The sequence below is a fragment of the Streptomyces sp. WAC00040 genome, assembly GCF_056835925.1.
The window spans coordinates 313,282-333,934 of the sequence record NZ_JAKQZE010000001.1; the positions used below are offsets into that span (position 1 = coordinate 313,282).

Annotated in this window: 20 protein-coding genes and 1 pseudogene; 7 read left to right on the top strand and 14 right to left on the bottom strand. The window is 70.5% G+C overall.

Annotation, left to right across the window (positions count from 1 at the left end):
* Nucleotides 1–2: 2 nt before the first annotated feature.
* Nucleotides 3–1,475: an MFS transporter gene (locus MDN94_RS01505; RefSeq protein ID WP_482724198.1), complete on the top strand. Its 1,473-nt coding sequence runs from the start codon at nt 3–5 to the stop codon at nt 1,473–1,475.
* Nucleotides 1,476–1,552: 77 nt separating this feature from the next.
* Here MDN94_RS01505 and MDN94_RS01510 read toward each other — a convergent pair whose 3' ends face one another.
* From MDN94_RS01510 to MDN94_RS01520, 3 genes are all read right to left on the bottom strand, one after another.
* On the bottom strand, nt 1,553–1,771 hold the full coding sequence (locus tag MDN94_RS01510) for a DUF6243 family protein (RefSeq protein WP_482724199.1): 219 nt from the start codon (nt 1,769–1,771) through the stop codon (nt 1,553–1,555).
* A 177-nt stretch (nt 1,772–1,948) separates the two neighbouring features.
* Entirely contained in the window at nt 1,949–2,161 is a 213-nt protein-coding gene (locus MDN94_RS01515) for a hypothetical protein (protein ID WP_482724200.1), read from the bottom strand.
* Nucleotides 2,162–2,270: 109 nt separating this feature from the next.
* Entirely contained in the window at nt 2,271–3,653 is a 1,383-nt protein-coding gene (locus tag MDN94_RS01520) for a glycine--tRNA ligase (RefSeq protein WP_482724201.1), read from the bottom strand.
* Between the two features lie 144 nt (nt 3,654–3,797).
* Between MDN94_RS01520 and MDN94_RS01525 the strand changes: the two genes are divergently transcribed.
* The 4 genes from MDN94_RS01525 (at nt 3,798) to MDN94_RS01540 (ending at nt 7,024) form a co-directional block, all read left to right on the top strand.
* On the top strand, nt 3,798–4,811 hold the full coding sequence (locus MDN94_RS01525; RefSeq protein WP_482724202.1) for a metal ABC transporter substrate-binding protein: 1,014 nt from the start codon (nt 3,798–3,800) through the stop codon (nt 4,809–4,811).
* 29 nt (nt 4,812–4,840) lie between these two features.
* Complete coding sequence (locus MDN94_RS01530; RefSeq protein WP_482724203.1) at nt 4,841–5,605, top strand: metal ABC transporter ATP-binding protein; 765 nt, start codon at nt 4,841–4,843, stop codon at nt 5,603–5,605.
* A complete protein-coding gene (locus MDN94_RS01535) occupies nt 5,602–6,510 on the top strand; it encodes a metal ABC transporter permease (RefSeq protein ID WP_482724204.1) in 909 nt (302 codons plus the stop codon). The genes MDN94_RS01530 and MDN94_RS01535 overlap by 4 nt, the downstream gene beginning before the upstream one ends.
* Before the next feature lie 82 nt (nt 6,511–6,592).
* The gene (locus tag MDN94_RS01540) at nt 6,593–7,024 is read left to right on the top strand and encodes a Fur family transcriptional regulator (protein ID WP_159692197.1); all 432 of its coding nucleotides are present in this window, start codon (nt 6,593–6,595) and stop codon (nt 7,022–7,024) included.
* Nucleotides 7,025–7,088: 64 nt separating this feature from the next.
* On the opposite strand, the gene MDN94_RS01545 is transcribed toward MDN94_RS01540, so the two are convergent.
* The 4 genes from MDN94_RS01545 to recO all read right to left on the bottom strand — a co-directional run bounded on the left by MDN94_RS01545 (nt 7,089) and on the right by recO (nt 9,708).
* Complete coding sequence (locus tag MDN94_RS01545; protein WP_482724205.1) at nt 7,089–7,424, bottom strand: hypothetical protein; 336 nt, start codon at nt 7,422–7,424, stop codon at nt 7,089–7,091.
* A complete protein-coding gene (locus MDN94_RS01550; RefSeq protein WP_482724206.1) occupies nt 7,421–7,960 on the bottom strand; it encodes a YcxB family protein in 540 nt (179 codons plus the stop codon). Before MDN94_RS01550 ends, MDN94_RS01545 begins: the two co-directional genes overlap by 4 nt.
* Before the next feature lie 141 nt (nt 7,961–8,101).
* On the bottom strand, nt 8,102–8,947 hold the full coding sequence (locus MDN94_RS01555; protein ID WP_441262915.1) for an isoprenyl transferase: 846 nt from the start codon (nt 8,945–8,947) through the stop codon (nt 8,102–8,104).
* Nucleotides 8,948–8,961: 14 nt separating this feature from the next.
* Nucleotides 8,962–9,708: a DNA repair protein RecO gene (gene recO, locus MDN94_RS01560; protein WP_159692193.1), complete on the bottom strand. Its 747-nt coding sequence runs from the start codon at nt 9,706–9,708 to the stop codon at nt 8,962–8,964.
* 127 nt (nt 9,709–9,835) lie between these two features.
* Here recO and MDN94_RS01565 point away from each other — a divergent pair, with 127 nt between their 5' ends.
* Nucleotides 9,836–10,348 (top strand): DinB family protein, encoded by a 513-nt coding sequence (locus MDN94_RS01565; protein WP_482724207.1) that lies wholly within the window; start codon nt 9,836–9,838, stop codon nt 10,346–10,348.
* Between the two features lie 99 nt (nt 10,349–10,447).
* On the opposite strand, the gene MDN94_RS01570 is transcribed toward MDN94_RS01565, so the two are convergent.
* Entirely contained in the window at nt 10,448–10,663 is a 216-nt protein-coding gene (locus MDN94_RS01570) for a hypothetical protein (protein WP_482724208.1), read from the bottom strand.
* A 767-nt stretch (nt 10,664–11,430) separates the two neighbouring features.
* Between MDN94_RS01570 and MDN94_RS01575 the strand changes: the two genes are divergently transcribed.
* Complete coding sequence (locus MDN94_RS01575; RefSeq protein WP_482724209.1) at nt 11,431–12,798, top strand: FAD-dependent oxidoreductase; 1,368 nt, start codon at nt 11,431–11,433, stop codon at nt 12,796–12,798.
* Between the two features lie 115 nt (nt 12,799–12,913).
* Here MDN94_RS01575 and MDN94_RS01580 read toward each other — a convergent pair.
* The 6 genes and pseudogenes from MDN94_RS01580 to leuA all read right to left on the bottom strand — a co-directional run.
* A pseudogene (locus MDN94_RS01580) lies at nt 12,914–13,243 on the bottom strand (serine protease); the annotation flags it as partial.
* Nucleotides 13,244–13,468: 225 nt separating this feature from the next.
* The gene (locus tag MDN94_RS01585; RefSeq protein ID WP_482724210.1) at nt 13,469–14,152 is read right to left on the bottom strand and encodes a response regulator; all 684 of its coding nucleotides are present in this window, start codon (nt 14,150–14,152) and stop codon (nt 13,469–13,471) included.
* Nucleotides 14,149–15,390: a sensor histidine kinase gene (locus tag MDN94_RS01590; protein ID WP_482724211.1), complete on the bottom strand. Its 1,242-nt coding sequence runs from the start codon at nt 15,388–15,390 to the stop codon at nt 14,149–14,151. The genes MDN94_RS01585 and MDN94_RS01590 overlap by 4 nt, the downstream gene beginning before the upstream one ends.
* A gap of 55 nt (nt 15,391–15,445) precedes the next feature.
* Nucleotides 15,446–17,578, bottom strand: coding sequence for an MMPL family transporter (locus MDN94_RS01595; RefSeq protein WP_482724212.1), 2,133 nt, complete (start codon nt 17,576–17,578; stop codon nt 15,446–15,448).
* Between the two features lie 252 nt (nt 17,579–17,830).
* A complete protein-coding gene (locus MDN94_RS01600; protein ID WP_482726970.1) occupies nt 17,831–18,508 on the bottom strand; it encodes a TerB family tellurite resistance protein in 678 nt (225 codons plus the stop codon).
* Between the two features lie 223 nt (nt 18,509–18,731).
* Complete coding sequence (leuA, locus tag MDN94_RS01605; RefSeq protein ID WP_482724213.1) at nt 18,732–20,495, bottom strand: 2-isopropylmalate synthase; 1,764 nt, start codon at nt 20,493–20,495, stop codon at nt 18,732–18,734.
* Nucleotides 20,496–20,653: the final 158 nt, after the last annotated feature.

Consider the following 20,653-nt stretch of genomic DNA (forward strand, 5'->3'; position numbering starts at 1 on the left):
GCATGCCCGAGCTCAGCCATCGGCACCGGATCCTGGTCCTGGCGATCTGCTGCATGAGTCTGCTCATCGTCAGCCTCGACAGCACGATCCTGAACGTCGCGCTGCCCTCCCTGCGCCGTGAGATGGACGCCTCGGTCGCCGGGATGCAGTGGGTGATCGACGCCTACACCCTCGTGCTGGCCTCGCTGCTGATGCTCGCCGGCTCGCTCGCCGACCGGGTCGGCCGGCGCAAGGTCTTCATGATCGGGCTGGTGCTCTTCACCCTGGGCTCGCTGCTGTGCTCCCTCGCCCAGAGCCTCGAGGCCCTCGTCGGGTTCCGCATGGTGCAGGCGGTGGGCGGTTGCATGCTCAACCCGGTCGCCATGTCGATCATCACAAACACCTTCACCGAGCCCCGCGAGCGCGCCCGGGCCATCGGCATCTGGGGCGGCGTCGTCGGTATCTCCATGGCCGCGGGCCCCCTCCTCGGCGGCCTGCTCGTGGACGGTGTCGGCTGGCGGTCCATCTTCTGGGTCAATCTGCCCGTCGGCTTCACCGCCCTGCTGCTCACCTGGCAGTACGTGCCCGAGTCCCGCGCTCCGAGGGCCCGCCGCTTCGACCCCGTGGGCCAGCTTCTGGTCGTCGTGCTCCTCGGCTCGCTGACGTACGCGATCATCGAAGCTCCGGTGGCGGGCTGGACCTCGCCGCTGATCCTCACCTTCGCCGTCGTCGCCGCACTCGCCCTGGCCGCGCTGCTGCGCTATGAACCGCGTCGCGCCGAACCCCTCATCGATCTCCGCTTCTTCCACAGCCTGCCGTTCAGCGGGGCCACCGTCATCGCGGTGTGCGCGTTCGCCGCCTTCGGCGGCTTCCTGTTCGTCAACACGCTGTACCTCCAGGACGTCCTCGGTTTCTCCGCCCTGCACGCCGGCCTCTACATGCTGCCCATGGCCGGCCTCACTCTCGTCGGCGCGCCGCTGTCCGGGCGGCTGGTGGCCGCGTACGGCCCGCGCCCGCCGCTGCTCGCCGCCGGCACCGCGATGACGGCCAGCGGTGTGCTGTTCGCCGCCTTCGAGGCGGAGACCTCCACCGCCCTGCTGCTCACCGGTTACGTCCTCTTCGGTCTCGGCTTCGGCCTCGTCAATGCCCCGATCACCAACACGGCCGTCTCCGGGATGCCCCGTGCGCAGGCCGGAGTGGCGGCGGCGGTCGCCTCGACGAGCCGGCAGGTCGGCCAGACACTCGGTGTCGCCGTCATCGGCGCGGTGCTCGCCGCGGGGGTCTCCGCCTCCTCGCACACCGAGGGCTTCGTCGCCGCGAGCCGGCCAGCCTGGTGGATCATCGCCGGCTGCGGTCTGTGCGTGCTCGTGGTCGGCGCGCTCACCAGCGGTCGGCGGGCGCGGGAGTCGGCCCGACGGACGGCGGAACGGCTCGGCGAACCGGAGATCGACCGGATCCCCGCCCGCCTGGACGGCCGGAGCCGCCACGCAGGGTGAACCGCTCCTGCCGCGGGCCGCGGGCGGACACGAGAAAGGGCCCGGACCGCGTGGTGCGGTCCGGGCCCCTCCGTCGGTCAGGCCTGTTCCCCCCGCGGGGCAGCGTCTTGCTGCGGCTCGCCGTCCGCCTGTGCGGCCTGGGCGCGCTCACGCATCTTGCGCACCAGCTCCTGCTTTTGGTCCTCGGCGGCCTTGCGGTCGGCGTTGCGGGCGGGGCCGCCCGCCTGCTGGTCGGCGCGGGACAGCTTCTTGCGCTGTCCGCCTACACCGAGAAGGTTGTTTCGGCTCTTGGCCATGGGGTTCTCCCATTCATGGTGAGAAGTGACTCGGGAAACGTCGGACGGAGGCGGTACGACCGCCGCCCTCTCACTCGTAGATCTGGAAGAACGAAGACATGCCGATGACGGTACCCTGCCGCGCGGGGCGAGGTCATCCGGTTTTCGGGCACATCACACGAAAAAGCGTCGCCGGTCTCAGCTGCCGGTCGCGGACGGGTCGACGGTCGCCTGATGGGCCTCGGCGAGATGCTCCTCGGCCTTGAGCCACGGCAGGAACTGCGCGTTCTTGCGCCAGTCGCAGGTGCCACAGATCAACTGCCGTTGGATGCCCGCCTTTTCGACCCGTACGACGTGTCCGCGTCCGTGCTGGTCCCATCTTTGGACCTTGCTGGTGGTCATGGACGGCATGTGGTGCGCCTCCTGTGCCTGGCCCGCTTCCGGGTACGCGTGGGGCCCAGTGTGCACGAAGCCCCCGGTTCCGTTACCCGGAACCGGGGGCTTCGAACGCGTCGGGCGGTCAGCAGCCCAGCAGGCGGCTGGCCAGGTAGCCCTGGATCTGGTCGAGGGAGACACGCTCCTGCTTCATCGTGTCGCGCTCGCGCACGGTCACCGCGTTGTCGTCGAGGGTGTCGAAGTCGACGGTGACGCAGAACGGGGTGCCGATCTCGTCCTGGCGGCGGTAGCGGCGGCCGATGGCGCCGGCGTCGTCGAACTCGATGTTCCAGTTCTGCCGCAGGTCCGCCGCGAGGCCCTTGGCCTTCGGGGAGAGCTGCGCGTTGCGGGACAGCGGCAGCACGGCGACCTTGACCGGCGCGAGGCGGTGGTCGAGGCGCATCACGGTGCGCTTCTCCATGACGCCCTTGGCGTTCGGGGCCTCGTCCTCGATGTACGCGTCGAGCAGGAAGGCCAGCATCGCGCGGCCGACGCCGGCGGCGGGCTCGATCACGTACGGGGTCCAGCGCTCCTGGGCCTCCTGGTCGAAGTAGACCAGGTCGTTGCCGGACGCCTTGGAGTGCGCCTTGAGGTCGTAGTCGGTGCGGTTGGCGACGCCCTCCAGCTCGCCCCACTCGCTGCCGCCGAACTGGAAGCGGTACTCGATGTCGGCGGTGCGCTTGGAGTAGTGCGAGAGCTTCTCCTGCGGGTGCTCGAACCAGCGCATGTTCTCCTCACGGAGACCCAGGTCGCGGTACCAGTTCCAGCGCTGGTCCATCCAGTACTCGTGCCACGTCTCGTCCTCGCCCGGCTTGACGAAGAACTCCATCTCCATCTGCTCGAACTCGCGGGTGCGGAAGATGAAGTTGCCCGGAGTGATCTCGTTCCGGAAGGACTTGCCCATCTGCGCGATGCCGAACGGCGGCTTCTTGCGCGAGGTCTGCAGCACCTGGCCGAAGTTGGTGAAGATGCCCTGGGCGGTCTCGGGACGCAGGTACGCGACGGAGCCGCTGTCCTGGGTCGGGCCGAGGTGCGTGGAGAGCAGGCCGGAGAACTGCTTCGGCTCGGTGAAGGTGCCCTTGTTGCCGCAGTTGGGGCAGTTGAGGTCGGCGAGGCCGTTCTCGGGGAGGCGGCCGTGCTTCTCCTCGTACGCCTCCTCCAGGTGGTCCGCGCGGTAACGCTTGTGGCAGGAGGTGCACTCGGTGAGCGGGTCGGTGAAGGTGGCGACGTGACCGGAGGCCTCCCAGACCTCGGTGGCCAGGATCACCGACGAGTCGATGCCGACGACGTCCTCGCGCGAGGTGACCATGTAGCGCCACCACTGGCGCTTGATGTTCTCCTTGAGCTCGACACCCAGCGGTCCGTAGTCCCAGGCGGCCTTCTGACCGCCGTAGATCTCGCTGCAGGGGTAGACAAAGCCACGGCGCTTGCTCAGGTTGACGATCGTATCGATCTTGTCGGCGGCCACGGTGCTCTCTTCATTACGACGACGACGAACGGAGAATGACTCAGGTTACCGGCGGCCGCACCCCCCGGATCAAATCGGTGCGGTGACGGAGGCAACCCCAAGGTTTATTGACAATCGTTTCCGATTTTGTTGAAAATGAGTGTCATGAACGTACGACGCCTCATACCCACCGCCGCCACCGCCGGAGCAGTCACGCTCGGCCTCTTGGCCCTGTCCGCCTGCTCCACGTCCGACGCGGCGGGCGTCGACGGCGACGGGCGGCTGAAGGTGTCCGCGTCGTTCTATCCCATGCAGTATCTCGCCGAGCAGATCGGTGGCGCCAACGTCTTTGTCACCCCGCTCACCAAGCCGGGTGTCGAGCCGCACGACCTCGAGCTCAAGCCCCGCCAGACCGCCGAACTGAACGACTCGGGTCTGATCCTCTACCTCAAGGGCGTCCAGCCCGCCGTCGACAAGGCCATCGAGCAGTCCGGCGTGAAGTACAAGGTGGACGCCGCGACGCTCACGCAGCTCGAGCACTTCGACACCGCCGGCGGCCATGACCACGGTCACGAGGAAGGCCACGAGGGCGAGACCGAGGCGGAGCACGAGGAGCACGCGGCAGAGGGCGGCCACGAGGAGCACCAGGACGAGGCCGGCGCCGATCCGCACATCTGGCTCGACCCCGTGAAGTACGCCGAGGTCGCCAAGGGTGTCGGCGCCCAGATGGAGAAGGCCGACCCCGACCACGCAGCGGACTACCGGAAGAACACGGACGCGCTGGTCGCGAAGCTCACCGCCCTGCACACCGACTTCGAGCAGGGCCTGAAGAACTCGTCCACCAAGACGTTCATCACCACCCACTCCGCCTTCGGGTACCTCGCCGAGCGCTACGGCCTGGAGCAGGAGGGCATCGCGGGCGTCGACCCGGAGTCCGAGCCCAGCCCGGCCCGGATCAAGGAGCTCCAGGGCATCGCGAAGAAGGACAAGGTCACCACCGTCTTCTTCGAGACGCTCGCCAGCGACAGGACGGCCAAGACCCTCGCCTCCGACACCGGACTCAGGACGGACGTCCTCGATCCGCTCGAGGGAATCACCGACAGGTCCAAGGGCGATGACTACATCGAGGTCATGCGCTCCAACCTCGCCGCGCTGCAGAAGGCCCTCGGCGCCAAGTGACGCGATCCCACCAGGAGAGGCGGCCCCCCATGAGCAGCGAGCCGGTCATTTCCGTCCATGGAGCCCGGGCGACGCTCGGCTCCAGGCCCGTGCTGCGCGGCATCGATCTCACGGTGCGCTCCGGTGAGGTCGTCGCCCTGCTCGGCGCCAACGGCTCCGGGAAGTCGACCGCCGTGCGTTCCGTGATCGGTCAGGTGCCGCTCACCGACGGCCGGATAGACCTGTTCGGCACCGAGCTGCGCCGCTTCCGGCAGTGGTCGCGGGTGGGCTACGTCCCCCAGCGCACCACCGCCGCGAGCGGGGTGCCCGCCACCGTCCGCGAGGTCGTCGCCTCGGGCCGGCTGTCGCGCGCCCGCTTCGGCCTGGCCTCGCGCGCCGACAAGGCAGCCGTGCAGCACGCCATCGAGCTCGTCGGACTGGCCGACCGGGCCAAGGACTCCGTGAGCGCGTTGTCCGGCGGCCAGCACCAGCGGGTGCTGATCGCGCGGGCGCTCTCGGCCGAGCCCGAGCTGCTGATCATGGACGAGCCGATGGCGGGCGTCGACCTGTCCAGCCAGGAAGTGCTGGCAGCCACCCTCCGCGAGCAGGTCGCCGCCGGGACGACGGTGCTGCTGGTGCTGCACGAGCTCGGTCCGCTCGAGCCGCTGATCGACCGCGCCGTGGTGCTGCGCGACGGCTGCGTCGTCCACGACGGGCCGCCACCGGAGGCCGTCGGGCAGCACGCCCTGCCCGGCCACGACCACGTACATCCGCACGCGGCCGACGAGCCGCTCCGCACTGGACTGCTGACATGATCCTGGAAATGCTGCAATCCCCGTTCATGCAGCGGGCGCTGCTCGCGGCGCTGCTGGTGGGCATCACCGCCCCGGCCGTCGGCATCTACCTGGTGCAGCGCCGGCAGGCCCTGATGGGCGACGGAATCGGCCATGTCGCGATGACCGGTGTCGGCCTGGGCTTCCTGATGTCGGCCAACCCCATCTGGATGGCGACGCTGGTTTCCGTCCTCGGCGCCGTCCTGATGGAACTCATCCGCATCTACGGCCGCACGCGGGGCGACATCGCACTGGCGATGCTCTTCTACGGCGGCATGGCGGGCGGTGTCCTGCTGATCGAACTGTCCGACAGCGGCTCCACGGCCAATCTGACCTCGTATCTCTTCGGCTCGCTCTCCACGGTCTCCGACTCGGACGTCATGGCGATCGTGCTGCTCGCGGCCTTCGTGGTGCTGGTGTCGCTGGGGCTGCGCCGGCAGTTGTTCGCGGTCAGCCAGGACGAGGAGTTCGCCCGGGTCACCGGTCTTCCGGTGCGGGCACTGAACCTGCTGATCGCCGTGACCGCGGCGGTCACCGTCAGCGTCGCCATGCGCGTGGTCGGCCTGCTGCTGGTCAGCGCGCTGATGGTGGTGCCGGTGGCGGCCGCCCAGCAGATCTCGCGGTCCTTCAGGACGACGTACGCGCTGGCGGTCGCCATCGGTGTCGTGGTCGCCCTGGCCGGAACCACCACCTCCTACTTCCACGAGGTGCCCCCCGGCGCGACGATTGTGATGCTCGCCATCGCCGTGTTCGTGGTGCTGACCGCCCTGGCCGCGCCCCTGGCGCGGCGGCGGGCGAAGGCACTGGAGAACGGCAGTGCGAACGAGGAGGCCTGCACGGCCCCGATGCCGGCCGGCCGGCGTCCGGGCGACGACGTCAAGGTCTGAGCACGGAACGGGTCCGCACCAGCTTGACCGCGGGCCTGGCAGAATGGCCCGACATGTGTGCGGGCGAAGCGAGGAGGCACCTGTGACCACGGCGCCAACCGGCGGGAACACCGCCCCGGTGCGAGGCCGGTCGACCCGGCAGCGGGCCGCGGTGGCGGCGGCGCTCGATGAGGTCGACGAGTTCCGCAGCGCGCAGGAGCTGCACGACATGCTCAAGCACCGCGGCGACTCGGTCGGCCTGACGACGGTCTACCGCACGCTGCAGTCGCTCGCCGACGCCGGCGAGGTCGATGTGCTGCGTACCAGCGAGGGCGAGTCGGTCTACCGGCGCTGCTCGACCGACGACCACCATCACCACCTGGTGTGCCGTATGTGCGGCAAGGCCGTGGAGGTCGAGGGTCCGGCGGTGGAGCAGTGGGCGGAGGCGATCGCCGCCCAGCACGGCTTTGTGAACGTGGCGCACACGGTGGAGATCTTCGGCACCTGCGCGGAGTGCGCGGCGAAGGCCGTCTGAGCCCTGTCACGGTGGCCCGCACGCCCGGTTCGTCCGGGGGTGCGGGCCACCGTCGTGCGTCGGGTCAGAGGTCGAAGCAGTCGTAGGACCCGTCGCCGTTGCGGCCGACGGTGTTGTGGTCCCAGCAGTGGAGTGCCGGCGTGATCGTGTGGAGGCGCCAGAGGAGCGCCGCGGCCAGGCACACGGTGGCCGCGAGAGCGAGCACGGAGCGGTGTCCCGCGAGCCCGAGGCCCCCCAGGGCCGCTCCGGCCGCGAGGCCGGCGAAGAAGAGGGCGATGCCCGCGTCGTTGGGACGCAGCCCCGCGAAGTTCTCCATCTCGACCGTGACACCGAAGCTGAACCAGGCCAGGAGGGCGGCGAACGCGAAGAGCGCGGCGCTGCCGCAGCCGCGCACGGTCATGCCTTCTCCAGGTTCTTTCCGAGCAGCGCCCTCAGCCGCTCCGTGCCGGCCGGTTCCGTCGCGCCCCGCTTGGGCAGCACCATGATTCCGACGCCGTGCTTGTCGCCGGTGAGGAGGACGAACACGTCGTCGGTCTCCGCGTAACGCGAGTACACCGCCCAGTTGGTGGTGGCGTCGGCGTCGCGGGTGGTCAGCCGGATGCCCCTGTCGTCGACGACGGCACGGAACTCGCCCTGCCGGGCCACCATGTGGTGCAGCTGGCGTCCCTGCATCCACGGCAGCAGGTACAAGCAGGCGAAGGCGAGAATGCCCGCGCCCAGCATGAGCCAAAGCCGCCAGGTCATCGCGTTCACCAGCACGAGGAACCCGAAGCAGACGACGCACAGCACGCCGGCGAAGAGCAGCAGACGCCGGACGCGGCGGCCGGCGGGCGTGGCTCGCGTCCGGGCCCTCAGGGCGGAGACCATGTCACGGACGACCGGCTCGTAGACCAGTTCCACCGTCTGTTCCGCGTACGGTCGCTCAACCTCGGCCACGGCCCCTCCCCGGTCCGACGACGAGCTGTGATCGTAGCGGCCGGGGCCGGACACGGCAGCGCGGGGCCGGGTACGTACGCCGAAGCCCGTAGCGGCCGGCGTACGAAGGCCCGGCCGCACCGTGCCGTACGGCCCCTCGGATCAGGAAGCGGGGCTGTCAGGGCGTCCCCGCATCGCCTCGAGCTCCTCGTTCGGGATCGCGCCACCGAAGCGGCGGTCGCGCTGGGCGTACTCGAGGCAGGCGCGCCACAGATCACGGCGGTCGAAGTCCGGCCACAGCACGTCCTGGAACACCATCTCGGCGTAACTCGACTGCCAGATCAGGTAGTTCGAGATGCGCTGCTCGCCGCTGGGGCGCAGGAACAGATCGACGTCCGGCATGTCCGGGTAGTACAGGTACTTCGCGAAGGTCTTCTCGTTGACCTTGCCCGGGTCGAGCCTGCCCGCCGCGACGTCGCGCGCGATGGCCTGCGCCGCGTCGGCCACCTCGGCCCGGCCGCCGTAGTTGACGCAGAAGTACAGCGTCATCGCGTCGTTGCCGACGGTCTGCTCCTGGGCGACCTGGAGCTCCTGGACGACGGACTTCCACATCTTCGGCATCCGGCCGACCCAGCGGATACGGATGCCGAGCTCGTCCATCTCGTCGCGGCGGCGGCGGATGACGTCCCGGTTGAAGTTCATCAGGAAGCGCACCTCGTCGGGCGAACGCTTCCAGTTCTCCGTGGAGAAGGCGTACAGGGAGAGGTTCTTGACGCCCATCTCCAGGCAGCCCTTGAGCACATCGAGTACGACGCCCTCGCCGACCTTGTGCCCCTCGGTGCGGGGCAGGCCGCGCTCCTTGGCCCAGCGGCCGTTGCCGTCCATGACGCACGCCACATGGTTCGGCACCAGCTCCGCCGGGATCTTGGGCGGGCGGGCGCCGGACGGGTGCGGCTCGGGGACCTTGTACTCGCGGCGGGACCGGCCCAGGATTCCGCGTCGTGCCATGCGGCTCACATCTCCTATTTCTCTACGTACCTCAGGGAGCGCAGACCGCGCTCCAGGTGCCAGTGCAGATAGGCGGACACCAGTCCGCTGCCCTCCCTGACATGGCGCGCCTCGCACGCCTCCGCGGCCGGCCAGTCGCCGGTCAGCAGCGCGCTGAGCAGCCCGATGGCCTCCGCAGAGGGTACGACGCTGCCGGGCACCCGGCAGTCGCCGCATATGACGCCGCCCGCCGCGACGGAGAAGAACCGGTTGGGGCCCGGCAGGCCGCAGCGCGCGCAGTCGTCGAAGCTGGGCGCGTAGCCATTGACGGCGAGTGAGCGCAGCAGGAACGCGTCGAGTACCAGGTGCGGCGCGTGCTCCCCCCGGGAGAGGCTGCGCAGTCCGCCGACCAGCAGCAGATACTGCTGGACCGCCGGCTCGCCCTCGTGGTCGGTGAAGCGTTCGGCGGTCTCCAGCATGGCGGTGCCGGCGGTGTACCGGGCGTAGTCGGTGACGATGCCGCCGCCGTAGGGGGCGATGGTCTCCGACTGGGTGCACAGCGGCAGCCCGCGCCCCACCAGCTCGCTGCCGCGGGCGAAGAACTGCACGTCGACGTGGGAGAACGGCTCGAGCCTCGCTCCGAACTTGGACTTGGTACGCCGCACCCCGCGGGCGACCGCGCGTACCCGGCCGTGACCGCGCGTGAGCAGGGTGATGATGCGGTCGGCCTCACCCAGCTTCTGGGTGCGCAGGACGACACCGTCATCACGGAACAGGCTCATGCCCCCATTCTCCCGTACCGGCGGCGTGGCCCGGTCACCGGTTCACCGATCCGGGACGCGCTTCCCGCGCCGTGGCGGCCGAAATGCCGGTGCGGCGGGCCGCGCCGCCGCGCTAGCGTCCACGGCCATGGCGACTTCCCGTACCCGGCCCCCTTTCAGCGCGGACGAGCGGACGCAGCTGACCGGCTGGTTCCAGATGCAGCGCGCGATCATCCACTACAAGTGCGAGGGCCTCTCGGAGGAGGACGCCCACCGGGCGGTCCTCCCGGCCTCTCCGCTCATGACCGTGGCAGGCATCGTCTCCCATCTGCGGTGGACCGAGCAGACCTGGTTCGAGGTCCTGTTCCTCGGCCGCCCGGCCGATGGCCCCCAGTTCTCGAAGGACCCCGAGGACGCCGACATGCGGGTCGAGGGCGTCCCCCTCGCGCAGCTGCTGGACGAGTACACCCAGCAGTGCGCGATCTCCGACGAGATCATCGCGGCCCACGACTTCGACGAGACAGGCCGGCATCCGGACTTCCACTCCGCCGCCGCGTCGCTCCGCTGGATGCTGATCCACATGGTGGAGGAGACGGCACGCCACGCCGGTCATCTCGACACGATCCGCGAGCTGCTGGACGGCGAGAAGGGCTACTACTGATCCCGGGCCGGCGGCCGCCGCCTCCGTGACAGCCGGCGACCGCCCGGCCCCGGGCCACCCCGCCGCGGCGCCCTCGGGTCCCGCCGGGCAGTGGCCCTCTCAGGTCACCTCGCCGCGGCTGCGGGCGTTCACGTACGCCGTCGTCGCGCTGATCCGTTCGGCGGCCGTCGCGGGGCGCACATGCTCCGGTGAACACTCCCACTCGCGGCCGCCGCCGACCGGCCTGAGGCTCAGCCACGGGCCCGCCTCGCCCATGAACCGGCCCACGCGGCCGGTCCTGGTGTCGACGAGGTACGTACCGATGGGCAGGGTCATGGCGTATGGCCCCCGCCCCTGGGCAGCGCGGCGCCGACCGGGCGGAGCGTGCCGCTGCGGTCCGCGAGCGGCCCAGGAACGTCCCGTTCACCGGGAACGTGCGCCGTACGCCATGAGGTGCGTGACGAGGGGAGTGTGGTCCCGGACCGTTTCAGAGCCACGCGCAATGTGTTCACGGCATCCTCCGCCTCTGCCCCGCACGCCACCGGGTGGCGCCGCGCCCTTTTCGTCTCGAGTCGCTGCCCGACATGATTTCCCTTCCATGGTGGGCTTCACGAATCGCATTACGAAGGTGACGCTCCGCGAGTACTCTGATCAAGAGTGTGTCCGCTACAACTGGGCCGCTCGGCACGGGTGTTGATCCATGGCCAAAGCCCCACGGCAAGCGCACACGGGAATTCGCCGGGCCGTGACCCGAAGTGCGGCGGAAAGCGGGGGAAGCGCACCCCGGAGGAGCCGGCCGGGCGCATGTTCGCATTCGGCGGATACACCGGCCCATTCGAACAGGCGGCGGGCCGCCCCCTGTTGGATTCGGCGCGACGGAACGACGTGATATCGCCGATTGCAGGGTATTCCTCCCGCTGTGGCGACGGACGAGCACGGCCGGCGGTCCGCCGACGCCACCCGCCACCCCGGCATCAAGGACACCTTTGAGTAGACATAAGCTCGCCTTATGAGGTCATAGGTACGGGCCGAGTACTGACTTAGGCTTGCCTTTGTTTAGGGTTACCGACGAGCCAGTTGTCGCCGCTCGAAGGGAACCTGTCATGCCCCGCCCCCTGCGGGTAGCCATCGTCGGAGCCGGCCCCGCCGGGATCTACGCCGCCGATGCGCTGCTGAAGTCCGAGGTGGCTGCCGCCGACCCCGGCGTGTCCATCGACCTCTTCGAGCGTATGCCCGCGCCTTTCGGCCTGATCCGTTACGGCGTCGCCCCCGACCACCCACGGATCAAGGGCATCATCACGGCCCTGCACCAGGTGCTCGACAAGCCGCAGATCCGCCTCTTCGGCAACGTCGACTACGGCAACGACCTGAGCCTCGACGACCTCCGCACCTACTACGACGCGGTGATCTTCTCCACCGGCGCGACCGCCGACCGGGCGCTCGACATACCCGGCGTCGAGCTTGAGGGCTCCTACGGCGCCGCCGACTTCGTGTCCTGGTACGACGGGCACCCGGACTGGCCGCGCACCTGGTCGCTGGAGGCCGAGAAGGTCGCCGTGCTCGGTGTCGGCAACGTCGCGCTCGACGTGGCGCGCATCCTGGCGAAGACGGCGGACGAGCTGCTGCCGACCGAGATCCCGCCGAACGTCTACGAGGGCCTCAAGGCCAACAAGGCGCTCGAGGTCCATGTCTTCGGACGGCGCGGCCCGGCACAGGCCAAGTTCAGCCCGATGGAGCTCCGTGAGCTGGACCACTCCCCCAACATCGAGGTCATCGTCGACCCCGAGGACATCGACTACGACGCCGGCTCGATCGAGACCCGCCGCGGCAACAAGCAGGCCGACATGGTCGCGAAGACCCTGGAGAACTGGGCGATCCGCGACACCGGCGACCGGCCGCACAAGCTGTTCCTGCACTTCTTCGAGTCGCCCGCCGAGATCCTCGGCGAGGACGGCAAGGTCGTGGGCCTGCGCACCGAACGCACCGCGCTCGACGGCACGGGGAACGTGAAGGGCACGGGCGAGTTCAAGGACTGGGACGTCACGGCGGTCTACCGGGCCGTGGGCTACCTCTCCGACGAGCTGCCGAAGCTCCCCTGGGACGTGGCTTCGGGCACGGTCCCGGACGAGGGCGGCCGGGTGATCGAGGAGTCCGGCGAGCACCTGGACTCGACGTACGTCACGGGCTGGATCCGGCGCGGCCCGGTCGGCCTCATCGGCCACACCAAGGGCGACGCGAACGAGACGGTCGCGAACCTGCTGGACGACTACGCGAACGGCCGCCTCCAGACCCCGGCGTCGCCGGAGCCGGAGGCTGTCGAGGCCTTCCTCGCCTCCCGCGACGTCCGCTGGACGACGTGGGAGGGCTGGTACAGGCTCGACGCCGCGGAGAAGGCGCTGGGCGAGCCTCAGGGACGCGATCGCGTGAAGATCGTCGAGCGTGAGGACATGCTCAGGGCGAGCGGCGCGTAACACGGCACGACATGTCAGGGCCCGGTGGCATCACGCCGCCGGGCCCTCGCGCGTTCCCGCGCGCCCGGCCCGCCTCCCGGTCGGCCGCTCAGGCTCGGCTCGGCGCCGGGCGGCGCTACGGCTTCGGCACCGCGCAGCCGGGGCGGTTCAGGTCGATGCGGCTGCCGGGGCCTATGCAGGCGGCCAGGGTGTAGGTCTGCTGCCCGTAGTTGATGCCTTCCCGGACGGTGACGCCGCCGTTCTCGTCGACCTCGCAGGGATTGTTGTCCGTGCAGCGGCCGCCGCTCTCGTTGCCGGTGTTGTTGACGGCGACGACCTTGCCGGTGGCGGTGTCGACCACGGGCGATCCGGAGGTGCCGCCGATGGTGTCGCAACTCGGGGTGTAGCGGACCGAGTCCTTCCAGGTCCACGAACCTTCCTTGAGAAGGTAGGCGAATCCGTCGACGAGCGAACGCGAGCAGCGCGCCGGCGAGAGGCTTGTTCATGTGGGGGCCCCTCAATGCGACGGGTGATGCCGGAGCGAGCTCCGACTTGTCATGCGCGTTGTTGGGGGACGGCCCTGGGCCGACAAGGCGCTGATTCCGGCCACGCGTCGTGATGTCGCAGGATCAGGGCCGGGTGCGTGCCGGCTGTCGGCGGCATCGCGCCCTGAACCAGCGGGTCCGCCCACTCATCCCCCGCCCGGGATCACCAGCCCCGACTCGTAGGCCACGATCACCAGTTGGGCCCGGTCACGCGCGGACAGTTTGCTCATGATGCGGCTGACATGGGTCTTGGCCGTCAGCGGGCTCAGGCCCAGCGCCTCGGCGATCTCCGTGTTGTTCAGCCCCCGGGCCACCAGCGTCAGGACCTGGCGCTCGCGGTCCGTGAGTACGTCCGGGCCGCCCGCACCGTTCGGCGCGGGGACCCTCGGGGCGCTCAGGACACGGGCGATCAGGCGGGACGTCGGCCCCGGGGAGAGCAGCGACTCGCCGGCCGCGACCGTCCGGATCGCCGCCAGCAGATCCGCCGGCCTGGTGTCCTTCACCAGGAATCCCGACGCGCCCGCGCGCAGCGCCTCCATGATGTGCTCGTCGGTGTCGTACGTGGTCAGGACGAGCACCTTGACGCCGGCGAGGTCGTCGTCCGCCGCGATCAGCCGGGTGGCCTCGATGCCGTCGAGTTCGGGCATGCGGATGTCCATGACCACGAGGTCGGCCCGTTCGCTGCGGGCCAGTTCGACCGCCTCCGCGCCCGTGCCCGCCTGGGCGACGACCTCCATGTCGCGGGCCGACTCGATGAGCATCGCGAAGGCCGCTCGCACCAGTGTCTGGTCGTCGGCGAGCAGGACGCGGATCGGGTTCGTCGGGCTCATGCGGTGGCCTCCGTCGGCTGAATGGGCAGGATCGCGGCGACCTCGAAACCGGCTGCTTCGCCGCGCGGGCCGGCCGCCAGCGTGCCGCCGACGCTGCGGGCCCGCTCCCGCATCCCCAGGATGCCGAAGCCGGCGCCGGGCACTGGAGGCTGTGCCGTCCCGTCGTCGGTGACGTGGACCCGCAGGGCGTCCTGGTCCCGGACGACGGTCACCGCGATACGTACCCCCGGTCCGCCGTGCCGCACCGCGTTCGTCAGCGACTCCTGCACGATCCGGTACGCGGCCGCCTCCACGGCGGGCGGCATGGCCGACTCACCCGTCCGCAGGGTGAGTTCGGCGCCCGCCGTCCGCACCAGGTCCGGGAGCGCCGCCAGGTCCGGCAGCGGGCCGTCGCAGTCGGGGCCGTCGGTGCGCAGGACCTCCAGCGTGGTGCGCAGTTCACCGCGCGCGGTCCGGCATGTCTCTGCGATGTCGTCGAGCGCCTTGGCGATCGCGGCCCGGTCCAGCCGGTCCGGGTCGACGCTGAGGACGTGGGAGGCGACGGACGTCTGCACGCCGATGAGGGTGATGGAGTGCGCGAGCAGGTCGTGCAGATCGCGGGCGATCCGCAGCCGCTCCTCCGCGACCCGGCGAGCGGCCTCCTCCTCGCGGGTGCGCTCCGCCCGTTCGGCCCGGCCCACGACGGAGGCGATGTAGTGGCGGTAGGTGCGTACGTCGACGCCCAGGACGAGCACGACGAGGATCCAGCCCGAGGTGCGCAGGGCCTCCAGACCCTCGTGCGTGCCGACGTTGAACATCACGGACAGGCTGACGCCGAGGACCAGGCAGCCGACGAAGAAGGTGTACAGCGGCCGCCCGGTGACGGCCAGGGTGTAGAGGGCGACCAGGGAGGCGGGCACCGGCGCGGCATGGGTGTTGTCCAGCGCGTGGTACGGCCCGACGCACAGCAGTACGGCGGCCAGCACGAGGCCGGGATGCGACCGCCGCCACACGAGCGGCACGACACTCCCCACGAGGAGCGCCCAGCCGAGGGCGTCCGGCCTGCGGCCGTCGTCGACGAGGAGCGCGAGCGCGAGGGCGAGGACGCCGATGGCCGCGGCGATGAAGGCGTCGTTGCGAGTGCGGTCGGGGACGGTGAGGGGGTCGCGGCTGACGGCGTTCAGCACACGCTCGCCGAGGCGGGGGCGGGGTGGGTGCGGCACGGGTCCATCCTGGTTCAGGAGTTGCGTTTTCCCCACCCCCGTGACCGGGGCCGGGGCCCCGGTCACGGGGTGGGGAACATGCCTCGCGGGGCTACCGGTTGTCGCCCGCCGGCTGCGGCTCGCGCGCCGCCCGCTTCGCCGGCTCAGGCGCCGGCTTCGGCCGGCTCAGCGGCCCCGGCCACCACACGCGCCGCCCCAGCAGCAGGCTCGCCGACGTCACCAGATATGTGCGGACGAGGAAGGTGTCCAGCAGGACGCCGACCGCCACCAGGAAGCCCATCTCGAAGAGCGGCACCAGCGGGAGGTTCATCAGCACGGTGAACGTCGCCGCGAGCACTATGCCCGCGGAGGCGATCACCCCGCCGGTCGTGCGGAGGGCGGTGAGCGCCGCCGTCTCGGGCTCGGCGCCCGACAGGGACTCCTCACGCATCCGGTGCATCAGGAAGATGCCGTAGTCGACCCCGAGGGCGACGAGGAAGACGAACGACAGCAGCGGCAGGCTCGGGTCGAGCCCGTCGAAGCCGAAGACCGGCTCGAAGAGCAGTCCGCCGAGGCCCATGACGGCCCCCCATACGGCGACGACCGCCACGGTGAGGATCAGGGGCGCGACGAGGCTGCGGAGCAGGACCACGAGGATCAGCAGGACAGCACCGAGGACGAGCGGGATGACGACCTTCTGGTCGCGGGCGTTGGTGTCGGCCAGGTCCAGCTGCTGGGCGCTCGGCCCGCCGACGTGGCTGCCGTCGAGCCCCGCCCGCAGGGCCTCGATGGTGGCGGTCTCGCCCGCGCTCTCGGGTGCGTCCTTGGCGAAGACGGTGATCTCCGTCCAGCCGCCGCCGGAACGGCCGGCCTCCGCGGCGGCGACGCCTTCGGTACGGCGGGCCTGCGCCAGCGCCTGATCCGCCCTGTCGGTGGGGGCGACGATGCTGATCGGCTGGCTGCTCCGGTCCGGGTACGCCTCCTCGAGGACCTTCATCGCGGACACGGACTCCGGCTGCTCGGTGAACGTGTCCTCCTGGGCGAGGTTGCCCGGCAGGTTGAACACGCCGAGCGCCAGCGCGCCGAGCAGCAGCGCCCCGGACACGAGGACCGTACCCGGCCGGCGGCCGGCGGAGCTGCCCATCACGGCGAACAGCGAGCGGCGTTGCTTCGGCTCCGAACCGTAGGCGGGCACCAGCGGCCAGAACACCCGGCGGCCGAGGAGCACGAGGACCGCGGGCAGCAGGGTGAGCATCGCGGCGAGGGAGCACACGACACCGACCGCGCCGACCGGACCGAGTCCGCTCGCGCTGTTGAGGTCGGCGGCGAGCAGGCACAGCAGCCCGGCTGCGACGGTGCCCGAGGAGGCGAGGACGGCGGGACCGCAGCCGCGCAGGGCGGCGACCATCGCGTCGTAGGGCTGCTCGACGCGGCGCAGTTCCTCCCGGTAGCGGGCGACGAGCAGCAGCGCGTAGTCGGTGCCCGCGCCGAAGACGAGGACGGTCATGATGGCGGCGCTCTGGCTGGTGACGGTGAGGTCGATGCCCCGGATGAGCCCGTAGACGACGGCCTGGGACGCGACGGCCGCGAAGCCGACGACGGTCAGCGGCACGAGCCACAGGAACGGGCTGCGGTAGGTGAGGATGAGCAGCACGGCGACGACGAGCACGGTCGCCGCCATGAGCGTGCCGTCGATGGTCTCGAAGACCTTCTCCATGTCGGTCGCCAGGGCGCCGGGACCGCCGAGTTCGGCGCCGAGACCGTCGATCGGGTCGGTGCCGAGCCGTTCGCGCACGTCGTCGACGAGCGCGATGCGGGCGTCGTTGTCGGTGCCGGGTGCGGTGGTCGACAGCGGGTACATCAGGGTCGTGCCGTCCTTCGACGGGATGCCCTGCGGCGGGCCGCCGTCGAACTCGTGGGCGCCGGTGATCCCCTCCACCTGCTGCCGCGCGTGGTCGCGGTCCGCGGCGGTGAGCCCGCCGTCGCGGTGGTAGACGACGACCAGCTCGGTGGACTCCCCGCCGGGCAGCGCCTGTTCGACCTTGGCGACCTGGGTGGAGTCGGCGCTCGCGGGGAGGTAGTCGACGATGTTGTCGCGCTGCGCGTCGCCGAGCTTCCCTGCGAAGGGGACGGCGAGCGCGACGACTGCGATCCACAGGACGAGGACCGCCCACGGCAGGGCCTTGCGGCGGGCGGTCGGCCCTGTGGGCGGTGGTGCGGTCGCGGTCGGTGCGGCGGGCCCCATGGTTGTCTCCCCTTCGTCACGGGCGTCCGGTAGCTGGATGCACCACCAGACTCCCGCCGGGCAGAGGCGGTTTCGTCGCACGCGCGGGCGAGATGGGCGCTACTGCCCAGGGTGGGCCGTGGGGGTGCCGTACTCCCCGGGGAGTACGGCAGCGGGAGCAGGGCGGGAGCACGAACCTGGGGCATACGGCTCGGGAGGCACGGGCGCGCGACGGCCCGGGCAGCCGCACCGCACGGGCGCGCTCCGGCAGGGTCAGAACGGGGTGTGCGCCGCCGTCTCCAGGAGCTGCTCGGTGTCGTCGTCGCAGAACTGGAGCGCCGCGCCGACCGTGGTGAGGACCTCGCGCTCGGCGGGGGTGTAGGGGCCGTCCGCGAGGGCGATGCGCGCGCCCTGGAGCAGGATCGACTCCCGTCCGGCGGGGGCGAGGTGGGGCGCGAGCGGCTCGAGCGCCTCGTGGAGCTCGATGGCGAGCGCCGCGCCGTACGGTCCGGCGTCCGCGACGTACCGGCCGGTGTCGGCGGCGAGGGCCTCGATCAGTGAGGTGAGCTGGTCCTCCGTGCAGTCGTCGAGTCCCGCCGCGCGCACCGCCTGCACGGCGGTCTCGCGGACGGTGCGGGAGGAGGTGCCGCCGGAGGCGAGGACGGCGAGGGCGACGGTGTGGACCGCGTCCCTGAGCATCGCGGAGAAGCGCCCGGTGGTGGGATGGTCGAGGACGTCCATGCCGAAGTGGCTGTGGCAGGCGGCGCATTCGACGACGGGGCCGGCGAGGCCGCGGGGCAGCAGGGGCACTCCGAGGACGGTGAAGCGGCGGCGGCCGGTGCGGCGGCGGTAGTTGCGGTCGCCTCCGCAATCGGGGCAGAAGAACTCGCCGTCCCCCACGGTGGTCCAGGACGTGTGAATGCCGCATACCCGCAGTTTTCGGACGAGCATTCTCCGGGCTGGCAGCACGTCGCACCTCCATGAAGCTGCGGCAGCGCTGCCGCGTTGACGTGATGTTAGCCACACGGATGATGTCGCGTCAGCACCCGGGAGGAAGCATGAATCGACATGGCCGATTCCGCCCCCTGGCACAACTGCGTGCACAGCAACGCAAATCGCCGGGCCCGCCCGTGATCAGGGCAGGCCCGGCGACCGGGACCGTTCGACCGGAGTACTAGCGGGCCGCGCGGTTGACGGCCGAGACGACCGCCTTCAGGGAGGCGCGGGTGGTGTTGGCGTCGATGCCGATGCCCCACAGCACCTGACCGTCGATGGCGCACTCGATGTAGGAGGCGGCCTGTGCGGACGCGCCCTCGCTCATCGTGTGCTCCTGGTAGTCCAGCAGCCGTACGTCGACGCCGATGCCGTTCAGAGCGGCGAAGAACGCCGAGATCGGACCGTTACCGGTGCCGCTCAGCACCGTCTCCGCGCCGTCCACGACCGCCTCGACGGTCAGGGTGTCCACGCCGTCCTTGTCGGTGGTGGTCTGGCCGGAGCGGATCTGGATGCGCCCCCACGGATTGTCGGGGTTCGGCAGGTACTCGTCCTGGAAGACGGACCAGATCGCGGCCGGGGTGACCTCGCCGCCCTCGGTGTCCGTCTTCGCCTGGATGATCTTCGAGAACTCGATCTGCATACGGCGCGGCAGGTCCAGCTTGTGGTCGTTCTTCAGCACGTAGGCGATACCGCCCTTGCCGGACTGCGAGTTGACCCGGATCACGGCCTCGTACGAGCGGCCGACGTCCTTCGGGTCGATCGGCAGGTACGGGACGGCCCACTCGATGTCGTCGACGCTCTTGCCGGCGGCGGCCGCGTCGGCCTCCATCGCGTCGAAGCCCTTCTTGATGGCGTCCTGGTGGGAGCCGGAGAAGGCGGTGTAGACCAGGTCGCCCGCGTACGGGTGGCGCGGGTGGATCTCCATCTGGTTGCAGTACTCGCTGGTGCGGCGGATCTCGTCGATCTGCGAGAAGTCGATCTGCGGGTCGACGCCCTGCGAGAACAGGTTCATGCCCAGGGTGACCAGGTCGACGTTGCCGGTCCGCTCGCCCTGGCCGAACAGGCAGCCCTCGATACGGTCCGCGCCCGCCATGATGGCCAGCTCGGCGGCGGCGACGGCGGTGCCGCGGTCGTTGTGCGGGTGGACCGACAGGCAGACGTACTCGCGGCGGGTCAGATTGCGCGACATCCACTCGAAGCGGTCGGCGTGCGTGGAGGGGGTCGACCGCTCCACGGTGGCGGGCAGGTTGAGGATGATCTCGCGGCCGGGGCCGGGCTGCCACACGTCGCACACCGCTTCGCAGACCTCCAGGGCGAAGTCCAGTTCGGTGTCGGTGAAGATCTCGGGGCTGTACTGGTAGCCGAAGGCGGTCTCGTCGCCCAGCAGCTTCTCCGCGTACTCCATCACCAGACGGGTGCCGTCGACGGCGATCTGCTTGATGTCGTCCTTGGAACCGCGGAAGACGACGCGGCGGAAGGTGGGCGCGGTCGCGTTGTACAGGTGCACCGTGGCCCGCTCGGCGCCGACCAGGGATTCGACGGTCCGCTCGATCAGGTCCTCACGGGCCTGCGTCAGCACCGAGATGGTGACGTCGTCGGGGATCGCGCCGTCCTCGATGATGGAGCGCACGAAGTTGAAGTCGGTCTCGCCGGAGGACGGGAAGCCGACCTCGATCTCCTTGTAGCCCATGCGTACCAGCAGGTCGAACATCTCACGCTTGCGGGCCGGGCTCATGGGGTCGATCAGCGCCTGGTTGCCGTCGCGCAGATCGGTGGACAGCCAGCGCGGCGCCTTGGTGATCCGCTGCTCGGGCCAGGTGCGGTCGGGGATGTCGACGGACTCGTACCCGCGGTACTTGTGGATCGGCATCCCGGAGGGCTGCTGCGTGTGCGTCGTGCTGGTGATCGGGGTAGGACGGCCGATCCACTGCGACTGTGACATGGCGTAGGGCTCCTCGGATCCTGCAGGAAGGGGGGCCGACTGAGTCGAAGCAGCACCAGACTCCGCGGGGAGGGGGTCGGCCTACGACTACAGGCCCTCGCCGCGGCAGCTAAGGAGAAGCAGCCCGAAACGCATGATGCACAGCAGACTAGCCGAGC

What these genes read in the sequence shown, in the direction of transcription:
- recO (WP_159692193.1), bottom strand. Translation starts at nt 9,708, where the DNA reads ATGAGCCTGTTCCGTGATGACGGTGTCGTCCTGCGCACCCAGAAGCTG.
- MDN94_RS01530 (WP_482724203.1), top strand. Translation starts at nt 4,841, where the DNA reads ATGAGCAGCGAGCCGGTCATTTCCGTCCATGGAGCCCGGGCGACGCTC.
- MDN94_RS01555 (WP_441262915.1), bottom strand. Translation starts at nt 8,947, where the DNA reads ATGGCACGACGCGGAATCCTGGGCCGGTCCCGCCGCGAGTACAAGGTC.
- MDN94_RS01525 (WP_482724202.1), top strand. Translation starts at nt 3,798, where the DNA reads ATGAACGTACGACGCCTCATACCCACCGCCGCCACCGCCGGAGCAGTC.
- MDN94_RS01600 (WP_482726970.1), bottom strand. Translation starts at nt 18,508, where the DNA reads ATGCTCGTCCGAAAACTGCGGGTATGCGGCATTCACACGTCCTGGACC.
- MDN94_RS01570 (WP_482724208.1), bottom strand. Translation starts at nt 10,663, where the DNA reads ATGACCCTGCCCATCGGTACGTACCTCGTCGACACCAGGACCGGCCGC.
- MDN94_RS01510 (WP_482724199.1), bottom strand. Translation starts at nt 1,771, where the DNA reads ATGGCCAAGAGCCGAAACAACCTTCTCGGTGTAGGCGGACAGCGCAAG.
- MDN94_RS01515 (WP_482724200.1), bottom strand. Translation starts at nt 2,161, where the DNA reads ATGCCGTCCATGACCACCAGCAAGGTCCAAAGATGGGACCAGCACGGA.
- MDN94_RS01535 (WP_482724204.1), top strand. Translation starts at nt 5,602, where the DNA reads ATGATCCTGGAAATGCTGCAATCCCCGTTCATGCAGCGGGCGCTGCTC.
- MDN94_RS01565 (WP_482724207.1), top strand. Translation starts at nt 9,836, where the DNA reads ATGGCGACTTCCCGTACCCGGCCCCCTTTCAGCGCGGACGAGCGGACG.
- MDN94_RS01595 (WP_482724212.1), bottom strand. Translation starts at nt 17,578, where the DNA reads ATGGGGCCCGCCGCACCGACCGCGACCGCACCACCGCCCACAGGGCCG.
- MDN94_RS01575 (WP_482724209.1), top strand. Translation starts at nt 11,431, where the DNA reads ATGCCCCGCCCCCTGCGGGTAGCCATCGTCGGAGCCGGCCCCGCCGGG.
- MDN94_RS01545 (WP_482724205.1), bottom strand. Translation starts at nt 7,424, where the DNA reads ATGACCGTGCGCGGCTGCGGCAGCGCCGCGCTCTTCGCGTTCGCCGCC.
- MDN94_RS01585 (WP_482724210.1), bottom strand. Translation starts at nt 14,152, where the DNA reads ATGAGCCCGACGAACCCGATCCGCGTCCTGCTCGCCGACGACCAGACA.
- leuA (WP_482724213.1), bottom strand. Translation starts at nt 20,495, where the DNA reads ATGTCACAGTCGCAGTGGATCGGCCGTCCTACCCCGATCACCAGCACG.
- MDN94_RS01505 (WP_482724198.1), top strand. Translation starts at nt 3, where the DNA reads ATGCCCGAGCTCAGCCATCGGCACCGGATCCTGGTCCTGGCGATCTGC.